The 18,979-nt window shown below is 39.2% G+C and carries 17 protein-coding genes; 3 read left to right on the forward strand and 14 right to left on the reverse strand.

The annotated features are described in order from the left end of the window. Positions 1-24: 24 nt before the first annotated feature. Entirely contained in the window at positions 25-1,638 is a 1,614-nt protein-coding gene (gene pckA, locus J4856_RS12390; RefSeq protein ID WP_025839021.1) for a phosphoenolpyruvate carboxykinase (ATP), read from the reverse strand. A 280-nt stretch (positions 1,639-1,918) separates the two neighbouring features. Here pckA and upp point away from each other — a divergent pair, with 280 nt between their 5' ends. Both upp and J4856_RS12400 read left to right on the forward strand, forming a co-directional pair. Next, positions 1,919-2,578: a uracil phosphoribosyltransferase gene (gene upp, locus J4856_RS12395; RefSeq protein ID WP_009013109.1), complete on the forward strand. Its 660-nt coding sequence runs from the start codon at positions 1,919-1,921 to the stop codon at positions 2,576-2,578. Between the two features lie 145 nt (positions 2,579-2,723). After that, on the forward strand, positions 2,724-4,028 hold the full coding sequence (locus J4856_RS12400; protein ID WP_081764324.1) for a S41 family peptidase: 1,305 nt from the start codon (positions 2,724-2,726) through the stop codon (positions 4,026-4,028). A 162-nt stretch (positions 4,029-4,190) separates the two neighbouring features. On the opposite strand, the gene J4856_RS12405 is transcribed toward J4856_RS12400, so the two are convergent. From J4856_RS12405 to J4856_RS12440, 8 genes are all read right to left on the reverse strand, one after another. Beyond that, entirely contained in the window at positions 4,191-5,921 is a 1,731-nt protein-coding gene (locus J4856_RS12405; protein ID WP_025839025.1) for an MAG1210 family protein, read from the reverse strand. A gap of 14 nt (positions 5,922-5,935) precedes the next feature. Further along, complete coding sequence (locus J4856_RS12410) at positions 5,936-6,685, reverse strand: LemA family protein (RefSeq protein WP_025839027.1); 750 nt, start codon at positions 6,683-6,685, stop codon at positions 5,936-5,938. A gap of 234 nt (positions 6,686-6,919) precedes the next feature. Beyond that, complete coding sequence (locus J4856_RS12415; RefSeq protein WP_025839029.1) at positions 6,920-7,555, reverse strand: hypothetical protein; 636 nt, start codon at positions 7,553-7,555, stop codon at positions 6,920-6,922. 453 nt (positions 7,556-8,008) lie between these two features. Continuing rightward, positions 8,009-8,539, reverse strand: coding sequence for a hypothetical protein (locus tag J4856_RS12420; RefSeq protein WP_025839032.1), 531 nt, complete (start codon positions 8,537-8,539; stop codon positions 8,009-8,011). Positions 8,540-8,668: 129 nt separating this feature from the next. Then, positions 8,669-9,196, reverse strand: a complete 528-nt coding sequence (locus tag J4856_RS12425) for a hypothetical protein (RefSeq protein ID WP_025839034.1) — start codon at positions 9,194-9,196, stop codon at positions 8,669-8,671. Between the two features lie 23 nt (positions 9,197-9,219). Then, the gene (locus J4856_RS12430) at positions 9,220-10,299 is read right to left on the reverse strand and encodes a Gfo/Idh/MocA family protein (protein WP_025839035.1); all 1,080 of its coding nucleotides are present in this window, start codon (positions 10,297-10,299) and stop codon (positions 9,220-9,222) included. Further along, positions 10,287-11,372: a radical SAM/SPASM domain-containing protein gene (locus tag J4856_RS12435; RefSeq protein WP_025839036.1), complete on the reverse strand. Its 1,086-nt coding sequence runs from the start codon at positions 11,370-11,372 to the stop codon at positions 10,287-10,289. Before J4856_RS12435 ends, J4856_RS12430 begins: the two co-directional genes overlap by 13 nt. Positions 11,373-11,463: 91 nt before the next feature. Next, positions 11,464-13,173, reverse strand: coding sequence for a sigma-70 family RNA polymerase sigma factor (locus tag J4856_RS12440; RefSeq protein WP_065367666.1), 1,710 nt, complete (start codon positions 13,171-13,173; stop codon positions 11,464-11,466). Between the two features lie 577 nt (positions 13,174-13,750). Between J4856_RS12440 and J4856_RS12445 the strand changes: the two genes are divergently transcribed. Next, positions 13,751-14,935, forward strand: a complete 1,185-nt coding sequence (locus J4856_RS12445) for a hypothetical protein (RefSeq protein ID WP_025839038.1) — start codon at positions 13,751-13,753, stop codon at positions 14,933-14,935. Between the two features lie 695 nt (positions 14,936-15,630). On the opposite strand, the gene J4856_RS12450 is transcribed toward J4856_RS12445, so the two are convergent. From J4856_RS12450 to J4856_RS12465, 5 genes are all read right to left on the reverse strand, one after another. Then, a complete protein-coding gene (locus J4856_RS12450; RefSeq protein WP_211817825.1) occupies positions 15,631-16,458 on the reverse strand; it encodes an IS3 family transposase in 828 nt (275 codons plus the stop codon). Positions 16,459-16,490: 32 nt separating this feature from the next. Further along, entirely contained in the window at positions 16,491-16,679 is a 189-nt protein-coding gene (locus J4856_RS13305) for a hypothetical protein (protein ID WP_244885760.1), read from the reverse strand. A 50-nt stretch (positions 16,680-16,729) separates the two neighbouring features. After that, positions 16,730-16,888 carry a transposase gene (locus J4856_RS13310; RefSeq protein ID WP_249117985.1) on the reverse strand — a complete coding sequence of 53 codons (159 nt, stop codon included), beginning with the start codon at positions 16,886-16,888 and terminating at the stop codon, positions 16,730-16,732. 158 nt (positions 16,889-17,046) lie between these two features. Continuing rightward, positions 17,047-17,880, reverse strand: a complete 834-nt coding sequence (locus tag J4856_RS12460) for a LytTR family DNA-binding domain-containing protein (protein WP_025837378.1) — start codon at positions 17,878-17,880, stop codon at positions 17,047-17,049. A 76-nt stretch (positions 17,881-17,956) separates the two neighbouring features. Next, entirely contained in the window at positions 17,957-18,967 is a 1,011-nt protein-coding gene (locus J4856_RS12465; protein ID WP_025837380.1) for a 2-oxoacid:ferredoxin oxidoreductase subunit beta, read from the reverse strand. Positions 18,968-18,979 lie beyond the last annotated feature (12 nt).

Here is an 18,979-nt window from a genome sequence, read left to right on the forward strand (position 1 = left end):
CTATTCAGAAGTATTCCGAAAGGATTAGAGCTGTGGACCAGCTGCTACGAGAGCCTTACCAGCCTCGTTTGTCTCGTACTTCTTGAAGTTCTTGATGAAACGCTCTGCGAGGTCTTTAGCCTTCTTATCCCACTCAGCAGCATCAGCGTAAGTGTCACGTGGATCGAGGATCTCTGTTGCAACACCTTCGAGCTTTGTAGGAACAGTGAAGTCGAAGTAAGGAATCTGCTTTGTTGGAGCAGCGTCGATTGAGTGGTTCAAGATAGCGTCGATGATACCACGAGTATCGCGGATAGAGATACGCTTGCCTGTACCATTCCAACCAGTGTTAACCAAGTAAGCCTTAGCACCACTCTGCTGCATCTTCTTAACCAACTCCTCAGCATACTTTGTTGGGTGGAGCTCCAAGAATGCCTGACCGAAGCAAGCAGAGAATGTTGGAGTAGGCTCAGTGATACCACGCTCTGTACCAGCCAACTTAGCTGTGAAACCAGAGAGGAAGTAGTACTTAGTCTGCTCTGGAGTCAAGATAGATACTGGAGGCAATACACCGAATGCATCAGCTGAAAGGAAGATAACCTGCTTAGCAGCTGGACCCTGAGACTCAGGACGCTGGATGTTCTTAATGTGGTAGATTGGGTAAGAAACACGAGTGTTCTCAGTTACGCTCTTATCAGCGAAGTCAATCTTACCATTCTCGTCAACTGTTACATTCTCGAGGAGAGCATCACGTGTGATAGCGCCATAGATGTCTGGCTCAGACTCCTTGTCAAGGTTGATAACCTTAGCATAGCAACCACCCTCGTAGTTGAAGATACCCTTGTCATCCCATCCGTGCTCGTCATCACCGATGAGCTTACGCTTTGGATCGGTAGAAAGAGTAGTCTTACCTGTACCAGAAAGACCGAAGAAGATAGCTGTGTTCTCACCATTCATGTCAGTGTTAGCAGAGCAGTGCATAGAAGCCATACCCTTCAATGGCAAGAAGTAGTTCATCATAGAGAACATACCCTTCTTCATCTCACCACCATACCATGTGTTAACGATTACCTGCTCCTTAGTTGTTACGTTGAACATAACGCAAGTCTCTGAATGAAGACCGAGTTCCTTCCAGTTCTCAACCTTAGCCTTAGAAGCGTTGTAAACGATGAAGTCTGGCTCCTGATCGAAGTCTGCCTCTGACTTTGGACGGATGAACATGTTTGTTACAAAGTGAGCCTGCCAAGCAACCTCAACGATGAAACGAATCTTCATACGTGTATCCTTGTGAGTACCGCAGAAACCATCAACTACGAAAAGACGCTTGTTAGAAAGCTCCTTCTTAGCGATGTCCTTAACAGCTGTCCAAGCTTCCTTAGAAGCACGGTGGTTGTCGTTATGGTATTCCTCTGAATCCCACCATACTGTATCGTGAGAGTTCTCATCATCAACGATGAACTTATCCTTAGGAGAACGACCAGTGTAGATACCAGTCATTACGTTTACTGCACCAAGCTCAGTCTCCTGACCTCTTTCATAGCCCTGAAGACTCTCTTTTGTTTCTTCATTGAACAATACTTCGTAAGAAGGATTGTAAAGTACTTCTGTTGTACCTGTAATACCGTACTTCTCAAGTACGCTCTTATCAAACTTTGCCATTTCTTATAAATGTATTTAGTTGAAAATTGATTTGTTCACTGTTTTTATGTCCTATTTACTAAGACACCGCAAAGGTAATATATTTATTAAATTCACACAAAAAATACCGAAGAAAAAGTATCAAAGTATTTGCTTAGAAGGTTAAAGAAATAAAAAAAACAAGAAGCATGGCTATATTTGCAAATCAGACTTTGCAAAACCTCAGATTTATTTCTTACTTTTGCCGAAATTTTGCAGAGCAAGTTGCTAACTTGCTTATCTATAACACCTAAGACTTAAAATGGACATCATTAATTTTTCAGAGCAGAACTCTATTATCAATCAGTATTTAGCAGAAATCCGTGATAAGGATTATCAGAAGAATCGTTTGCTCTTCCGCAACAATGTTATGCGTATCGGAGAGTTCGAAGCTTTTGAAATTTCTAAAACACTGAACTACGAACCAAAGGATGTTGTTACTCCATTAGGTACGGCTCAGGTTAATGTACCAACTGACAAGATTGTTTTGGCTACTATTTTCCGTGCTGGATTGCCTTTCCATAACGGTTTCCTTAACATATTCGACCATGCTGGTAATGCCTTCGTTAGTGCTTATCGAGAATATACGGATGCTGAACATCATGAGGTAGGTATTCACGTTGAATATCTTGCTACACCTGATATCAATGGTAAGACACTTATCATCGCTGACCCAATGTTGGCTACGGGTGGTTCTATGGAGCTTGGCTACAAAGCCATCCTTTCAAAAGGAACACCTCGTCATGTGCATGTTGCTTGTCTTTTGGCTACACCAGAAGGTATCGCACATATCCGCAAAACTTTCCCTGAAGACTCTACCACCATCTGGTGTGCAGCAATTGACGAAGGACTGAACGAGCATAAGTACATTGTTCCTGGCTTCGGTGATGCTGGCGACTTGTGCTATGGTGAGAAGTTATAAAGATACTCTATAAATCTTCAAATCGGTTCATTAGAGATATATAGAAGCTGATTTTCATAAATCCTTACGTCTAACGTATGAAGCACTTACAACTCATATTTTAGCTTCAAAAGGAAGTCTATGACCAATCAAAGCTTTCTCTCTTATGAACCGATTTAGTATTACATTACTTTTACATAAGTGCATTATGAAGAAGTCTGTTGTATTGATGATTGTTACCTTTGGATTAATAGTATCTATATTTGCAGTGTTTGCTCTAAATAGATGGTATCCAACGCATGGGCATGCAGACTGGGATGAGGTTCAACAATTCACAGCAGGCAAGATACCTGTTAATCCAAAAGACTTCCGAAGTGATTTTGAAGAGATATTCGAACAGGTCAAAAAGAAATACCCATATATTACTAAGAAACACATCAACCTTGATTCGATTCACGCCACCTGCCTTCAACGAATTGACACCATGCAATCGAAAGTGGCTTATTCATTACTTATAATGGAATTCTTTGCCAATTTGAAATGCACTCATGCAAATAATGAAAGCATACTATATCCTTGGTTCATACAAGGGGATAATATCACAGTCATTGAGAATCGTGTGTTTATTAATCACCCTTCAGTCTTTGCTATAAAGGCAGGATTGCAAGATAAAGACGAGATTGTAACTGTTGATGGTGTATCTACAAATAAATGGGTGATGCATAATAGCAAATATGTCTCAGCTTCAACAGATGCCACTCGCTATCTACTATCAGCTTTGACCATACTCTGTAGTTATACAAGTTCTATAAAGACACTTGGAATTATTCGCCATGGAAGACCCATAACTATCACCATTCATCTACAATCGAAGTCTTTTCCCACAAAGGAAGAGGAACAAAATGTAACTTGGAGGATGGTTTCTTCAAAGGTTGGATATATAAATGTGAAAAGCATGCAAGACAATGCTTACACTGAATTCACCAAAGCTTTGAAGCATCTAAGCAAACTTCCATACTTGATAGTTGATGTGCGTCAGAATGGGGGAGGCAACAGTTGGATAGGAGATAATATTGCGCAGAATTTAATAAAAGGTAAACGACGTAATTGGAATGGGTCTACAATTTCTCCTTCCCCTAACAGCTATAAGGGAAAAGTAATCATCTTGATGGGTAATTACTCCTGTTCTTCCGCTGAGACTTTTCTCATTACAATGAAAGAAAGTGGTGATGCCGTGTTGGTTGGTACATCTTCAGCTGGTGATACAGGTGGTGTTATTTGTCTTTTTAAGACTTCACACGGAATATTCTATCGACTTCCTGTAGGACATTCGTCAGGTTCTTCTCCCAAGGGTTTCCCATTAGAAGGGAAAGGAATAAGCCCGAACTATTTGGTACCAATGAAAGTTAATGATTTCTTATCAGGGAAAGATACTCAATTGTCTTATGCTCTTCAACTGTTTCAAAAATAGCAGTCAGCATTAGAAAGTTTATATGTATGCTTGTTCTCGAATATATTATCGAATCTAAGGCAAGCGCTTCACTTCTACTCAAGACTCCCCTTACATAAACAAAGGACGATAAAAGCGAAATACTTCTATCGTCCCTTTGCTATTCATTCTTGCTTTCTCTGCTTATATCTTAGAGACAATATGCCTTCTATAAACATCCAAGTGCGATTTCTGTAAGACTTCACTAATATGATTCATACGCAGTTTCTGACTCATGTCAGTATCGTTTTGCGTCTCATCCTCCTGCATCATAATACGACCATTGCCCTCAACAGGTAAGAACTCATACCACTCCACAGGTACATCATGCCATGAACCGTCACCACCATACTTACTAATATAAGACATACGACGTTCTGAACGGAAGCCATAAGCTGTCACGTTAATCAGCGTACTGCCATCGCCCTGTGCCGCAGAAGAAGTCTTCATGATACAAGGAGTCACACAATCAGGATGCTGGAAATTCTCCTGTCCCCAAAAGTTAGCCAATGCTTCATGTTCCCAGAACGAACTCTTCTGTTCCATATCATGTCCGTAGATATCCTTCTGTGGACGTATCTGCTGATACATCGGTACACACAACAAGGGTGCAAAACTAAAGTAGATAGCACGGAAGTATCTCTCATTGATTTCGTAAAAGTCTTTCTTAGCCTTCTCAAAGTCAAAACTGCGATACTGAGCAGGGTTCATATCGAGGTCTAACACTTGTAAATGTTCTGGCATGATAGTGTTTATCATGTAATGCTTATCGAAATCAAAGTCATCACCATAGCCCTCTTTCTCGTCCATCAACAGTGCCATCATACTCTGTTGTGCCAATGGTGTGAAAAGTAAAGCATATTGCTGATTGTTATTACGATTACTTGTATTGAACGCAACCTCAAACTCTTCATTCGTCAACATCGCAAAGTCGCCACTCTCAAGGTTGCGTGCTTTACGTCTCAACATAAACCGATCCCACTTATAACGTAACGAACCTTCTTTTCCTGCCAGCCCACTCGGCTTACGATAGAAGGTCAAGTCGGGTGCTGCTGTATTACCATAGATAAGCCTTGTACGCTCAAAATAATTAGGATAAGGCGCTGTTACACTGGCATGTAAGGTTTCTGAGTGAGACACAGTACGTGGCTTTCCATCAGGACCCGTCTCTGTTGTTGTCCAGAAAATGGTTTTCTGACCGTGATAAGTCTTCTCTCCCATCTCCATCTTTCGTGTTCGACAGATGACGAAAGGATTACCATTAATAAGTCCTGAATGGGAATAAAGCACAGAACGCTCAGCATTAAAGGAGTCGTTCCATCCGTATGTTTTACGAAGGTCTGCCAGTCGTTGTATCGTAAAATAAGGGTCAAATTCCAGTCTGGGAACAGTCTTCGACATCATACGCGTAAAGACATCCCAGTCGTAAAGCCTATTCAGAGCAGCCATCTGATTCCATGCCTGTTCCTTCAAAGTTTTCACCTTATTGTCTAATTCATTATGCTGAGTACGTAAGGACTTCAATTTTGGATGTACCTTGAGTAATAGAAAGACAAGCAGTAAGACCGCCCCTCCACCTATCATCAAGAGATGCTCCATAGGAAACTCGTTCCACTTCACATAAACAACGGCACCACCTGCCACCACAGCTATCCACAGAATGACACATAAGATAGTCCACATCGTGATACGACCAGACACATCCGTGAGTTGCTTCTCACCTGCATAGATTTGCCTACACGTCTCACGATTAGCCTCAACATCAACCTGCGCCTCGTCAGCAAGTGCATTAAAGGTTTCATCAGCCACCTTCTTGAACTTATCTTTGAAGGTGCTGATGTATTCGTTTAGTGGATCATATATATCCTCTATCATTTACTTCTGTAGTATTAGAAGAACTTACCTCTCGCTGCCTCTCGTGTTTCTGCTGTTGCAGTAAATGGTATGCGAGTTGTATAACCCTGCTGAGCAGCAACAATCATCTTTGTTGGCCAAGAGAAGATATCAGTATTCCATTGTGTTACACGACTGTTATAAACAGTACGAGCTGCCGTAATCTCACGCTGCAAGTAGTTATTCTGCTGCATCGCATCAGCAATGGCATTGTGTGCTTTCAACTCTGGATAAGCCTCAACCTGTGGAAAGAGTCGACCGAAGGCTGTATTTACTTGTGCATTCACATCACTTCTATTTCCCTCGTTCACACTACCACTACGAAGGGCTGCAACGGCTTTCATCACGTCTTTGTCAAGGTCGATAGCACGCTCTACCAACCCAACTACGTTCTGCAGTATCTGCACTCGCTGTTCCAAATAGTTGTCTATATTAGATGCCTCAGCCTGAATACGCTGTTCTAACTTCTGAAAATAGTTACGTGCTGATATCTTCATAAAGATAAAGATAACACCAGGAAGGATTCCCACCAAACAGCCTACAACACCTACAAGCAATGGATTTGTCATCGTACTATCCAATAACAGCACAAACAACAATACCAACACCGGACCAACTACCCACAAAGCAATCTGGAAAAGGGTTGAACCAAAACCTACTTCAACTGGCAATTGCTTGTCTATTACATGTACGTCACGACCTGCATCATTCACAGGTCCTGTCACTTCGTCTAATGAATTTGCCATAGCTTAAATCGTTCTTTGTTTTCAATAATATCTGTTTTTAGGCTTCAAAGATACATTTTTTTCTTAAAGAGAGCAAATCTATACTCCTTATCTTCGCTTTTATGAATACTTGATGACAATTTATAGTATCTATTAGCATAATTCCTTTGTATGATAAAGGACCTCACAAAGATAGGGGCGTACGATTAATACACCCCACATCTTTATGAGTTTAATGTCTTCAGCAGATTACTTTTACTTGCAATATTCTATCAGGTTACGTCCCCACGCAGGCTGTAGACCAGTCTGCTTTTCCTTAGCAAAGAGCTCTTTAATAGTCTCTAAATCCTTTGGACTATTCATACTTGGCTGTCCGGTCTGCTTACTCATATTATCAAAGAACATGTAAAGAAGAACACGAGGACGAGGGTTCGTTGGGTTGATGCCAATGGCTGACTTGTAACAGCAGATTGCATCGATAAAATAAAGCCTACCATTCTCAACAGGGTTTTGTGTAATAAGGGCTGTGTAATAGAATCCTTTCAATGTGTACTGTTCTGAACGGTCAACTCCCTTCTTTGTCTGTAAAGCCTCAAGATCAGCCTTCACCGCATCTAAGAATAAGGAGGAATAATCACTCTGTGGGTTGCGAGCAGCATACTGAAGGGCATAGAACACACGATAATAGGTAGGGAGCCAAGCATCTGGATACTGAACTTCCATACGCTTCAATTCATCCATTCCTTTTACAATAGATGTAGCTTCGTCTGCCTTGACGTTACTTAAAGTGGTTTTTAACTGTGCATCGAACTGATTGTTGTTCTGTGCATTCATACTGGTTGCAAACATAAGAGCAACGATAACGACGATTTTAGAAACTAAAGTTTTCATACGCTTTGATTTTAAAAAGTGAAACAATGATTTCTGTTGCAAATGTATCAAAGCTTTTGATTGCCTCCAAATAATAGGGACAGACAGCAAAAAAGTGGTTTAGATAACTATCAAGCCCGCTGAAATACTATCTTTTGGGACGAATAACTAACACGCTTAGTTCGTTGGATAGTTAAGAGAATGATGTAATATTTCTGACTAAAGTAAGAAGACACACACTACTCATTTCTACAATAATAATTTTTATTTCAGTTTGCAGTCACTCTTAACACTTCGCATAATCCTACTGTAATTTAACAAGTTAAGTCATAATAATGAATGACAGGAAACTCAATTATAAAGGAATATATAGAGAAAAAGATAAGATGAAGATGAAATATTGACAATACTATATGACACTTGACCTGATATATACCAGCCCAAGTGCCATATTTTGAATAGACACCTACATCTTTAATTCTCAGGTAAACCTATTTCTGGATTGAATTTTACAGAGACTTTTCTATTCTGAACAATATTTACTTGTCCATTATATGCAATATTAGATTCATCATATTTCATATTTGGATTAGCATAGTACACCCTTAGCTTATAATTACCAGATGTAAATTTGCTAATCTTAAAATTAACGTCGTATTTGCAAATACAATCGGCCAGTGCATCAAGGACATTATGGTACACGATAAGGGTTATCTGATTATCTTGATTAGCAATATTCACATAAATCTTTCTTACGGAACAGTTGGCTTTCAAATCTTCCAGTAGACACTGGGCTATACCGTCTTTGTCCAACTCTATACTTAATTTTGCTGGAATAGAATTGTTTTCTGCATAGAAGTCAGGACGTGTATCTGTCGGTGAGATGCTTAACTTACAATTAGAATTTGCAACATCATAAATTCTTAATGGCTCAAGAGATACCTTCTCAGAGGAACATGCAGATAATCCACAGAAAAGGATTAGGCTGTAAAATACTTTTTTCATAATTACAAGGATTTTATATGTTGATATTTATATAAACGTAATTACAAGTTATTTCTTGCTTATATTATTACGTATTTCTGTTATTGCTGAAATCCGCAATAAAGACATACATTTTATGGATAGTGTTTACTATTCAATCAACTTCCCGTGTTTTTTGAGTATTGAGAGAAACTCTCCCCATTCTGCCGCTCTTTTTTCTTTTGCTTTTTGAATGGCCTTGTTCTCTTTAACATATTGACTATTGTCCTCAATATTACGTGGGTAACAGTCACTCAGATAAAACTTGCCAGATTCTGAAACTAATGATAAGTCTGTGAAGATTTGACTATTGAAAGATGACACAAACGTTGAGATATGGAGTAGAACCTTACCATACGAATGTATTTCTATGTTACGATAAATGGGAAAAAGCAGACTTGTCGGCTCAAAATCTTGAAAAATAATCTCACGCGTCTGCGCGTTGAAAGACTTGATGTTGTCAAGTGTAAAGAGATAGGGGCTTAAAGCGGCTCTTGTCATTCGGGCTGTCCCTATAGCAAACAATTCCGTTTTCGATGCTTGCACTGTGGGAGTTGAAGCAGACTCATCTTCATTGCTGCAACCTATAAACAGCAACGAGAAGATGAACGCCTGTAATACACAAAAGTACCTTTTCATAATTTGTTGGATTTAATTAGTTATTATAATATGTGGTCGTCAATTATGTTCATATACTTCTTTATTTCTGCCATTAAGGAATAAACATGATTAACACTTTCCAAACCCAAAGCATAATTAGCCTCATGTTTGTTTTCAATCATGTCGGCAAAAGTCTTGATTTCAGAAAAGAACCCTTGTGAAACGATTTGGTTATTCCCAATAGTTGGGACAAAGTTGTTTCTTCCGTAGAGACAAATTGTTGCTCCATTGTTTGGAAAGACTTTCTCCAACGGAATCCCTAACAATGCTGAGCGTCTCGGCATGAAATCAAGTCGCTCCATGTTTTCCAACACATAAAGTCCTTTATCTGTACTGATATTTAGCTGTTCCTGTGCTTCTTGCCAAGAATAATCTGTTGATAGTTCCAACATTCCTGTTATATCTTGGTGCTCCAATACAAGAAATAAAGTTTGAGCACCATCTCTACTGCGAATAACATCCAAGCTCTTTATCTTTGCCTCTCCAAAAAGGAATGTTACATAGTCAAGAGGATGGATGAATAGGTCAAGTAAAGTATCTCCTTCAGGGAATAATCCTGTCAGATAGCGATAATGATAATGCCGTTTGCCATCACCTTTCAATCGTTTTTTCAATACTTGAGTGGCAGGGGCAAAACGCCTTTGCAGTCCGACAACGATATGTTGTGAGCCATATAGCTTGATAGTATCGGTCAAAGACTTTAATTCTCTTTCATTCTCACAGGGTGGTTTCTCTATAAATAAGGACTTTCCTGCTTTTATAGTTTCGGTTGCAATCTGAAAGTGTGAATGGGGATTAGCTGCCACAAAAACACCAGAAACGGTATCATCAAGCAGTATATCCTGTAAAGAAGTTGTTCCTTTGACTCCTTTATACTTTTGAGAAATCAGTTCGGCTTTCTTCTCTGAGGTACAGCAGATATATTTCAGTGGTAACTGAAGATACTGTATGACGGGCAGAAGGTTGTTTGCACAATGATTGCCAAACCCAACAAGAGCATACTGTTGCGTGTAAGTATGACTCAACTCTCTCATACTGCGTATATACTTGTATCTGCCTATGATGTTATCTAAATATCCCATTTTAGCTTTGCTTTTATTCGTTTGAAATGTTTATTATAGGTAGTTTGCCTGTTGCTGGTCCATTGATACTTCCCATAAAACAACTCTATCAACCGTTTGGGGATTATCTTTTCTATATTTCTTAACAGGATAATGTCATATTTTCGGTGATAGTTGATCCAACATTGATTGCATTCTTTGGAGTACTGACATTGAATTTTGCACGTATTCCTTGAATTGAATATCTCATCGAGCGTATTCTCGTGAATATTACCCAAGATTACATCTAAATTCTGGCATAAGGGGACATCCCCATTAGAATGTATGACCAATTCACTGAATATGCTATGACACCGTAACTTCAGTCTATTATTCTTCCACTCGTCATACATAGCTACAAAGTCAAAGTTCTCATATGTTTGATGTATGGAAGAGGGTATCTGGCTGATGAAATCCGCATCATTGGATTCTATTAAATCTTTGGTTGTGTCGAAGAATGACATTGTGCTATAAATGCCAATACGTACATCAATGTTATATTGTTTAGCACAATCTATGACATGCTTCATATCCTCAAACGAGTTCCACGGAGAAAGACAAAACATCAAGGAAATAGGAACAATATCCCTACACGCCTCTATAACTTCGATAACCTTATCATATCCATCCCTGCCACGCATATAGAGATAGGTTTCTCTGGTGCCGTCAAGTGAAATATACAGATGCTTGGGGTGATGATTTTTTACAGCAGATATTACCTTGTTTACCGCAAGACAATTAGACAGCAGCGTATAGTTAGGATGATGAGTGTCAAACCATCCCAATATCTTGTCTGCTTCGGGATGAAGGATAAACTCACCTCCCTCCAAGCCGACCGTCGTGCGTTTCGTTATACATTTGCTGTTCATTATCTTGATGATGTGGTCTAATCTTAAATTTTCCGTAGGTTTCTTCCAAATGGAACAGTGCTTGCAACGTGACTGGCAGTTGGTAGTGGAATATATCATCAAGGAGGTAAGTTCCTTATGCTGTCTGCGTACTACATTGTTGACAAATACCATTCCATTGTGGATGTAGTCATAAATACTGTACATATTTTTTAAGTTTTGTCTTTTATTGTAAGAGTAGAAAACAGAAAAAAGACTGCACAGTTTTATAACCTTTTTATCAATTCATTCTCTCCATTTACCAAGTAAGCCGTAATCCGAATGGTACGGTAATAATAAACGGATGCTCTGTACGGTAAGTTTCGAGACTACTACCATTTCTAAAATAATAGAACATATTTGGTTCTATATACAGGCTGAAAGGTTTGAATAGCTTGTACTGCACACCGGCACCTAAGTTTACAGACCACTGATAACGTGGCTTGATGTCACCCTTCAGAGTGTAGGACGAGTCAGACGTTATGATATACTTCTTATCAAGTGAACTGTGAACTGGCATCTCGAATGTCACTCCACCGGTCGTATAGGCATTGAATCGTCCCTTGCTCCATATACGATAGGTCAATCGCAATGGTATGCCTATATAATCAATTTTCTGACTCTTCAACAAAGTCGCACCATTAAACTCGCTCTCAAAATCAGACTTCAACCTTGTATAGGTCAATCCTGTGCCAAAAGTCCAATGCTGACTTAATTGCTTATTAAGCGATAAACCAAATGTTTTTGGGCGGTAGTGATGCGCCTTCTCACCTAAAGACGCATTGCCCTCTGTTGCATTATTCAGTGCAATCCATGACATTTTTGCCCTCTCTACAGAATCCATCAGCGCATTGTTCCTGACTAAATAATTTACATAATCATCCCAGGTATATAGTTTGGCAGCCGCACCGCCGTTAGCATAATCTACCACCGAGAGATAGTTCAAATTAGACATAGTTCCATTGGCTCCAGCATTGGAGGAATAGCCGAAGTTGAATGTCCACGGGTATTTCTTCTTATGGTTTACATCGAGGTTCATGTTTCCATTCGATGCCAACATTTTATCTTCTGAAATTTGTGGAATACGGAGCACGGAGTCGTCTATACTGATTTCACCAGTAGCCAAATACTTTGGCAAGGAATCTACATGGAAGAATACTGGCTGCTGCTCTGATTCAACACTGTCTGTTATGATCTGTGAAGAAATATCTTCAGTAGAAAGAGTCTTTTCTGCCAAAACACGCCTATCATTTTCAGTAGCACTTGAAGGTATAGAATACCTTGGCTGCCCATTCTTTTGAGAAGCAGCTCTATTTTGTTGAACTCGTTTTGGAAAGTTATGATGAGTATCTAAAGCCGTTGATCTATTATGAGATGTGTCAACGAACTTGTCCCTCATTACGAAATAGATATAGACAGGTATCAGGATGGGAAGCAAGAACAGCATCCAATACTTAATCAATATGACACGCAGCATTTTCTTTGCCCGAGCCAACTGCGAAGAAGAACTATGTGGATTGATACCAAGCAGATTCCCTATTTCCTTATGTGAAAGACCGTCCAACACTGAGAGTTTGAATATTTCTCGGTTCCCCTCTGGTAACAGTTCTATCGCTGACAGCAACAACTCCAGTTCTATATTCTTTTCTTTATCGTCTTCTTCGCTCAACAAATCTTTCCCCAGACTGGATAAAAGAATATTACTTTTTTCTGTACTTTGTAGGAATCTCAACGAAAGGTTTCTCACAATCGTTATCATCCATCCTTCCAATTTTGAGTTGTCCTTCAGCGAATTAATAGAGGTAAAAATGATGATAAAAGCATCGTGCAAAATATCTTCTGCCGTACTTTCATCTTCCACGTAGTGCAGGCATATTCTCTTTAATCTGTCGGAATATGCCTTATATAAATTTCCGAGAGCCTCACGTTCTCCCTGTTTACATGCGTCTATATTAACATCTATATTCATAGATATACCATACCTTTTTATTAAAAGGAGCATGTTTTGCTTAAAAGACTGCACGGATTTAGGAACTTTTTTTGAGAAACTTAGAAAAATATTTAAAAGATATGACTAAAACCTCTTTTTAATAGCTGTTTCGTTATCTAAAAGAGATAGTTGCCACCTTGATTTATAGAAAACACTTCATGCCGTATCGCAACACCTACAACAAGCGAAAATAACGTATCTTTCTCATATTTCTAATTTCTTTGAAGTATTTTTTAGTTTAGATTTATCATTACATTCGATTTCAGAATATCACCTTACAAAGGTAAGAATATAATAGCAAACAGTATGTTTTTATGGGAAGATTACCAGTATTTTTTTTATAGTAACCTCTATATAAAATGGATAAACCAAATTTTATCCACGTTTATTACCTAATAATAAAAATAAAAATGTTAATTTTATAGCGTGTTTCTTCAGAGGCACAATGACATCGTTGAAAAATAAGAGGCGTTATGCTTATCTTGTAAAACTCAATATTTTAGAATAGGTGGCAAAATTGAATAATTATAATTGAGAGTACATAATTGCTTAAAATATGACAAAAGAAGAGTTATTGCTATGGGGAGAGAAAACGGTTCAGCTGTATAATAAGATAGCAGACGAACGTGGTAGAGAAAAGACTCCTGCATTCTATACTCAATCTAACTTAAACAAAATTATAGGAGTAAATTCTGTTGATATTTTAATAGCAGGTATTAACCCTGGTTCTGGCGGTACTTACCAACAAATGATTGAGAATCCAAACTGGGGAATAAGCTCGGCTACAGGGATGACAGCAGAACAACTTATATCAGGGAACTTCGGTAGAGCTCCCCAGTATGGGAATTGTACAAATTGGAGTCGTCATCATACTTGGCATTATTTTATGAATTTAAAGAGATTCTTTAAAGATGTTGAGGAACCGAATATTCTTGACGACGAAAGAAGATTTGTCCTGACGAATGCCACTTTTTTCAACACTGTTAAGGAGAAAGAACTGAGCCAATCACTATTAAAGACTACGTTTCCACAGACTATAGATTTAGTCAGAAGAATTAAGCCTAAGATGATTGTATGGTTAAGTGGTAGGAATGCGTTCTACAGATTAGCTTCGATTTCGATAGATGGCTTTTCTTTCAAGTATGATAAGACACGTAATCCGATAATGGCGCGTATATATATGGGTACATTCAATGGTATACCATGTTTTGGGATTCCCCACCCTGGAGCGTTCCTAACTACAGAAGAAAGGACTTTAATAGCAAAATTCTTTTCTTATGTCTTTAATTATAAAAGTATTGACGAGATAGACCTTAATAACTTGGAGTCTTTCTGTATAAATGAAATTCAAGCATATCATAAGCGTTTAAAAGAGAAGAAACCTGTTTCTAAAAAAAATAATATTGATATAAAAAGTATAGAACATTCTATCCTCGAAAGGAAGAAAACCTATATTTACAATAATGGAAATAGGATACGCAAAGATGAAAATGCCCAATATGGAATTACAATAGCTGAGAGTTATATTTTTGTCCGTCAGGCTTATGAAGATAAATATAAGACTCCTCAAATCAACCCAAATGATGACATTGTCATAGAAAAGCTAAAAGAAAAAGGATATAAAAGCCGTAAAGGATGGCTTGGATCTCGAAAACTTATGGAATTTGGTAGTACTGAGAAAGAAATAGAACAGAAAGTTATAGAGGAAATAAATCTCCTATTTGAGTTGTTAGATGTCTAATTTATAAGATATAATGTCATTCCTTATGGGATGAAGCAAGTAATTTTGCTAACAGCCACATCATATTAATCAATACAAATAGTTTTTCGTTAAATGTATGAATACTTTTCGTATACCTTTGACGGAAAAACCGAAGTTGCTCATTAAACAAAAGCATAGCTAAGTCTCTCAGCTTTCTATTCTATTATCATCCTCCGACACAGAGCCTCTTATTTACTTTAATAATTCAAAAGATAGCTACCTGAAAAATCATTACATATTATCAAACAAAACAGCTATAAATCAGGATAATAACACGGATAAAAAGTAGGTTTGTAACCAACAGGAAATCAATTGCTTATAAAGGTGTAGAAGAAAAGGTGCTTAATTGGACTTCAAAAGGGCGTTAGTTAGACTTCAAAAGGGCACCTATTGCAAGTCAATTAGGCGTCTTTTAGAACCCAAAAGAGCATGGATTGATTTTGAGTTGACTATGCCTAAATTTACTTCACACTTTTCTGGTTATTGTTACTAAATTGGTTTACACATTTTTTACTTGCTTCCTGAACAGCTTTACACCCCCATGGAAACTTTACTGATTCGCTTTACATAGTCATAAATCTTGACAATGAAGTCTGAACGTGTGTAGCACATGTTCAAAGTTATATTTTTCCTTCAACTTACAAAATTTAATACCATGAAACGCACAGAAACCCTTATGCTACATTGCAGTGCTTTTCTCTCATTTGTCTTGGCGTAAGCATGCCGTTGCTCATATGGGGTCTCTTATTGTTGTAGAAGTCTATGATACCAGCAATAGTGCATCGTGCATCATCGAGGTTCTTCGGTCGTTTCATGTGGTAGAGCCACTCTTGCTTTATTATTCCGTTCACTCTTTCGGCGATTGCATTATCTGTAGGGTTGTAGTCTTCAGTCATGCTTATGCCCGAGCGTATACTCTCCAGCCTTGCCACGTAGGCGTTGCTGCAGTATTGAACCCCACGATCAGAGTGGTGCGTCATCAGCGAGAGATTCATACCCTGTGAATGTTCTATTGCCATGTCTAGGGCAGCAAGCGTATTGACAGCCTGCAGACTGTCAGAAAGCTTCCATCCGATTATCTCATGAGTGAATGCATCGGTTATGAGGTGAAGATAGACCACACCATCCTCAGTATCTATATATGTGATGTCTGCTACCCAGAGTTGTGCAGGACGTGTAAGAACCATTCCTTTTGCCGTGTTCTTATACTTGAAATAGTTGTGATTGGAGTTCGTGGTGTGGCGACATCTGGATGGCTTCAGCATAAGGTGATGCTTGTGCATTAGCTGGTAGAACCTGTCGCGCCCAAGCATTAAGCCAGGATAGATATCCATAAGCATGTGCAAAAGTTTCTGTGCACCTATTCGAGGAGCATCTGCACGAACATCCATTACTGCACGTACGACAATTTTCTCAGTAAGTTTACGATGCTCCCTCTTCTCTTTACTCACAGAGTAATAGCCTTCACGAGTCTTGCCAAACAGTCCACTCAGCAGCCCAATTGATAAACAAGGGTTGCTGACTCGAAGGCTGTCTACTGCTTGGCGCCAGCTTTTTTTAGCAAATCCTCACCATATTCCTTACTGCTTATCTCTATGACTTTCATCAAACCTTGATTGCGAAGTTCAGAATACTCCAAAGCTTTCTTCAAATTCGATACTTGTTCTTCAAGCTCTTCCTCACGAGTTAGAGGGGCTTTCTCCATAGCTTTCTTACTACGCATAGCTTTTAATTTAGTAATAATATCATGCGACAAAGATAGCTTTTTTTCATCTAAATCATACTTTTTTGCCATTGATAAAAGCTGGCACTATTAATGCCGTACTTACGACAGATGAAATTAATTGACACTTCTGATGAGTAATACTCACGAAGTAAAGTGAGAATAAAGTCCTCACTGAATGTTCTGTGTTTAGAATGTTTACTCCCCATTTTGAATTTTAAATGTTAAAATGATGTGAAGTAAATCTGCTATAAGACACAAAAGAGCATGGATTGATTTTGAGTCACATGAAAATAGTTTACAAATATCTATTGATAAGGGAATAAGCTGCTTGTAAAAAACAGAAAAACATGCTAATGGATAGATATTAACCAACGAAGTGGCGAAGGCCGGGAACAAAGGTGCGAGAGACTGGGATGATGTCTTCACAACCTAAAAGGCGCAGCTGATAGCCGTTGGAATTGCCTTTTGCAGAAGTAATATTATTGATATTCACAAGGAAGGAACGATGACACTGAAAGATATTATCGTAAGGAAGGTCATCTTTTAAGGCTATCAACGTCGAACGGAGTTCAGCCTTTACCACTTTACCTTCTTTTAGATAACATACGCAGACATTGTTTTTTCGGGCTTCAATATAGAGTAGATTGTTGATAGGTAAGGTGAGGTCGGTTCCCCGCAGGTTCTGGTCGTGCAGCGTGATAAGAATACCTTCCTGTTCATCAGAGGTCTTCTTTATCATTTCTTCCAATCTACTATTCAACATACGATTATAGTTTACCAACGTAAAAATAGCCGTGACGATTACCCAAACAAGGAAGGTCCAATAAAAGAATATACTGAATAGCCGCCATGTTAATGGCATCTGGAAGAAGAAGGCAGCATAGAGCGTCATAGAGATTGCCATCGCCAACTCAATAGCAACACTATAAAGAATTACATAACCATTGGTGATTGGGACATTTTTTCGTAATGGTCTTTTGAAGAAAAGGAAAGCACAAAGCCATTGAACGAAGATGGTCATGACACAAAAACCAAGACACATCAGGAAAGTATTACCCCGATACTGGCTAATCCCAAATGGCTGTAGGAGGTAAAGAAACAAGAAAATGCCAACTCCTAACGCAACACTCGTGCGCCAGGAAGTGGCATTTGTCTGTATCGTACACCTGCTATGTAGAAATGAGGTTAGTCTACTCATGATGTCTTAAATGGTTGGTTGTCCACAAAGATACATCTTTTCCTCTTTCTAAGCAAGTATATTTTGTCTTAAATTCTTATTCCTTAACCTCCCAAATATCGTTAGTCTCGAGCATCTCCATGAAGGTGTGGTAATGCTTCTGCGCCTTCACCTCCTCTATCTGCTGGTTGACAGCAGCGTCATAGGTAGGTGCCTCAACATCACGAATAACTCCGAGGGCTACAGGGAAGCCGTCTTCGTTGCTCATCATGGCGAGTTTCAGCTGTAAAGTATTGTCCTGACAATGAGCATCATGTACGAGGATATCATCGCGAGTAATACCGTTCTCTCCGATTTTAACCACCTTCAATCCGAAGCCTTCTTGTACAAGTCCAAACTCTTGGTTGGGACCGAAGATCAATGGTTCGCCATGCTTGACGTAAATAGCATTCTCTTTACGACCTTGCGAGGTATAAACTGAGTTGTGACAACCATCATTGAAGATAACGCAGTTCTGCAAGATTTCGCATACAGCAGCACCCTTATGCTGATAAGCAGCCTTGAGAATGGCTATTGTCTCATTGTTGTCGCTAGCGACGCTACGTGCGAAGAAGTTGCCGCGAGCACCGAAACAGAGTTCAGCAGGGCGGAACGGATCTTCCGTTGTACCAAAGGGACTCGACTTAGAGACGAACCCGCGAGGACTAGTTGGTGAATACTGTCCCTTTGTTAAACCATAGATACGATTGTTCAAAAGAATCATATTCAGATCTATGTTACGACGCATCGCATGGATGAAGTGGTTACCACCGATGGCGAGAGCGTCACCATCACCTGATACCTGCCAGATCGTAAGGTTCGGATTCGTCACCTTTGCACCTGTAGAGATTGCTGCTGCACGACCATGAATGGTCTGCATAGCGTATGTATTAGCATAATAAGGTAATCGGCTTGAGCATCCGATACCACTGATAACGGCTGTTTCATAAGGTGGGACACCTAACTCTGCCATTGCTTTCTGCAAATTGGCTAGGAAGAAATGGTCACCACAGCCAGGACACCAGCGTGGCTGTCCTTTCTTGAAGTCTTGTGCTGTATATTGATTCATGACTTTTTCATT

The sequence above is a fragment of the Prevotella scopos JCM 17725 genome (assembly GCF_018127785.1).
GTDB classification, from domain to species: Bacteria; Bacteroidota; Bacteroidia; order Bacteroidales; family Bacteroidaceae; genus Prevotella; species Prevotella scopos.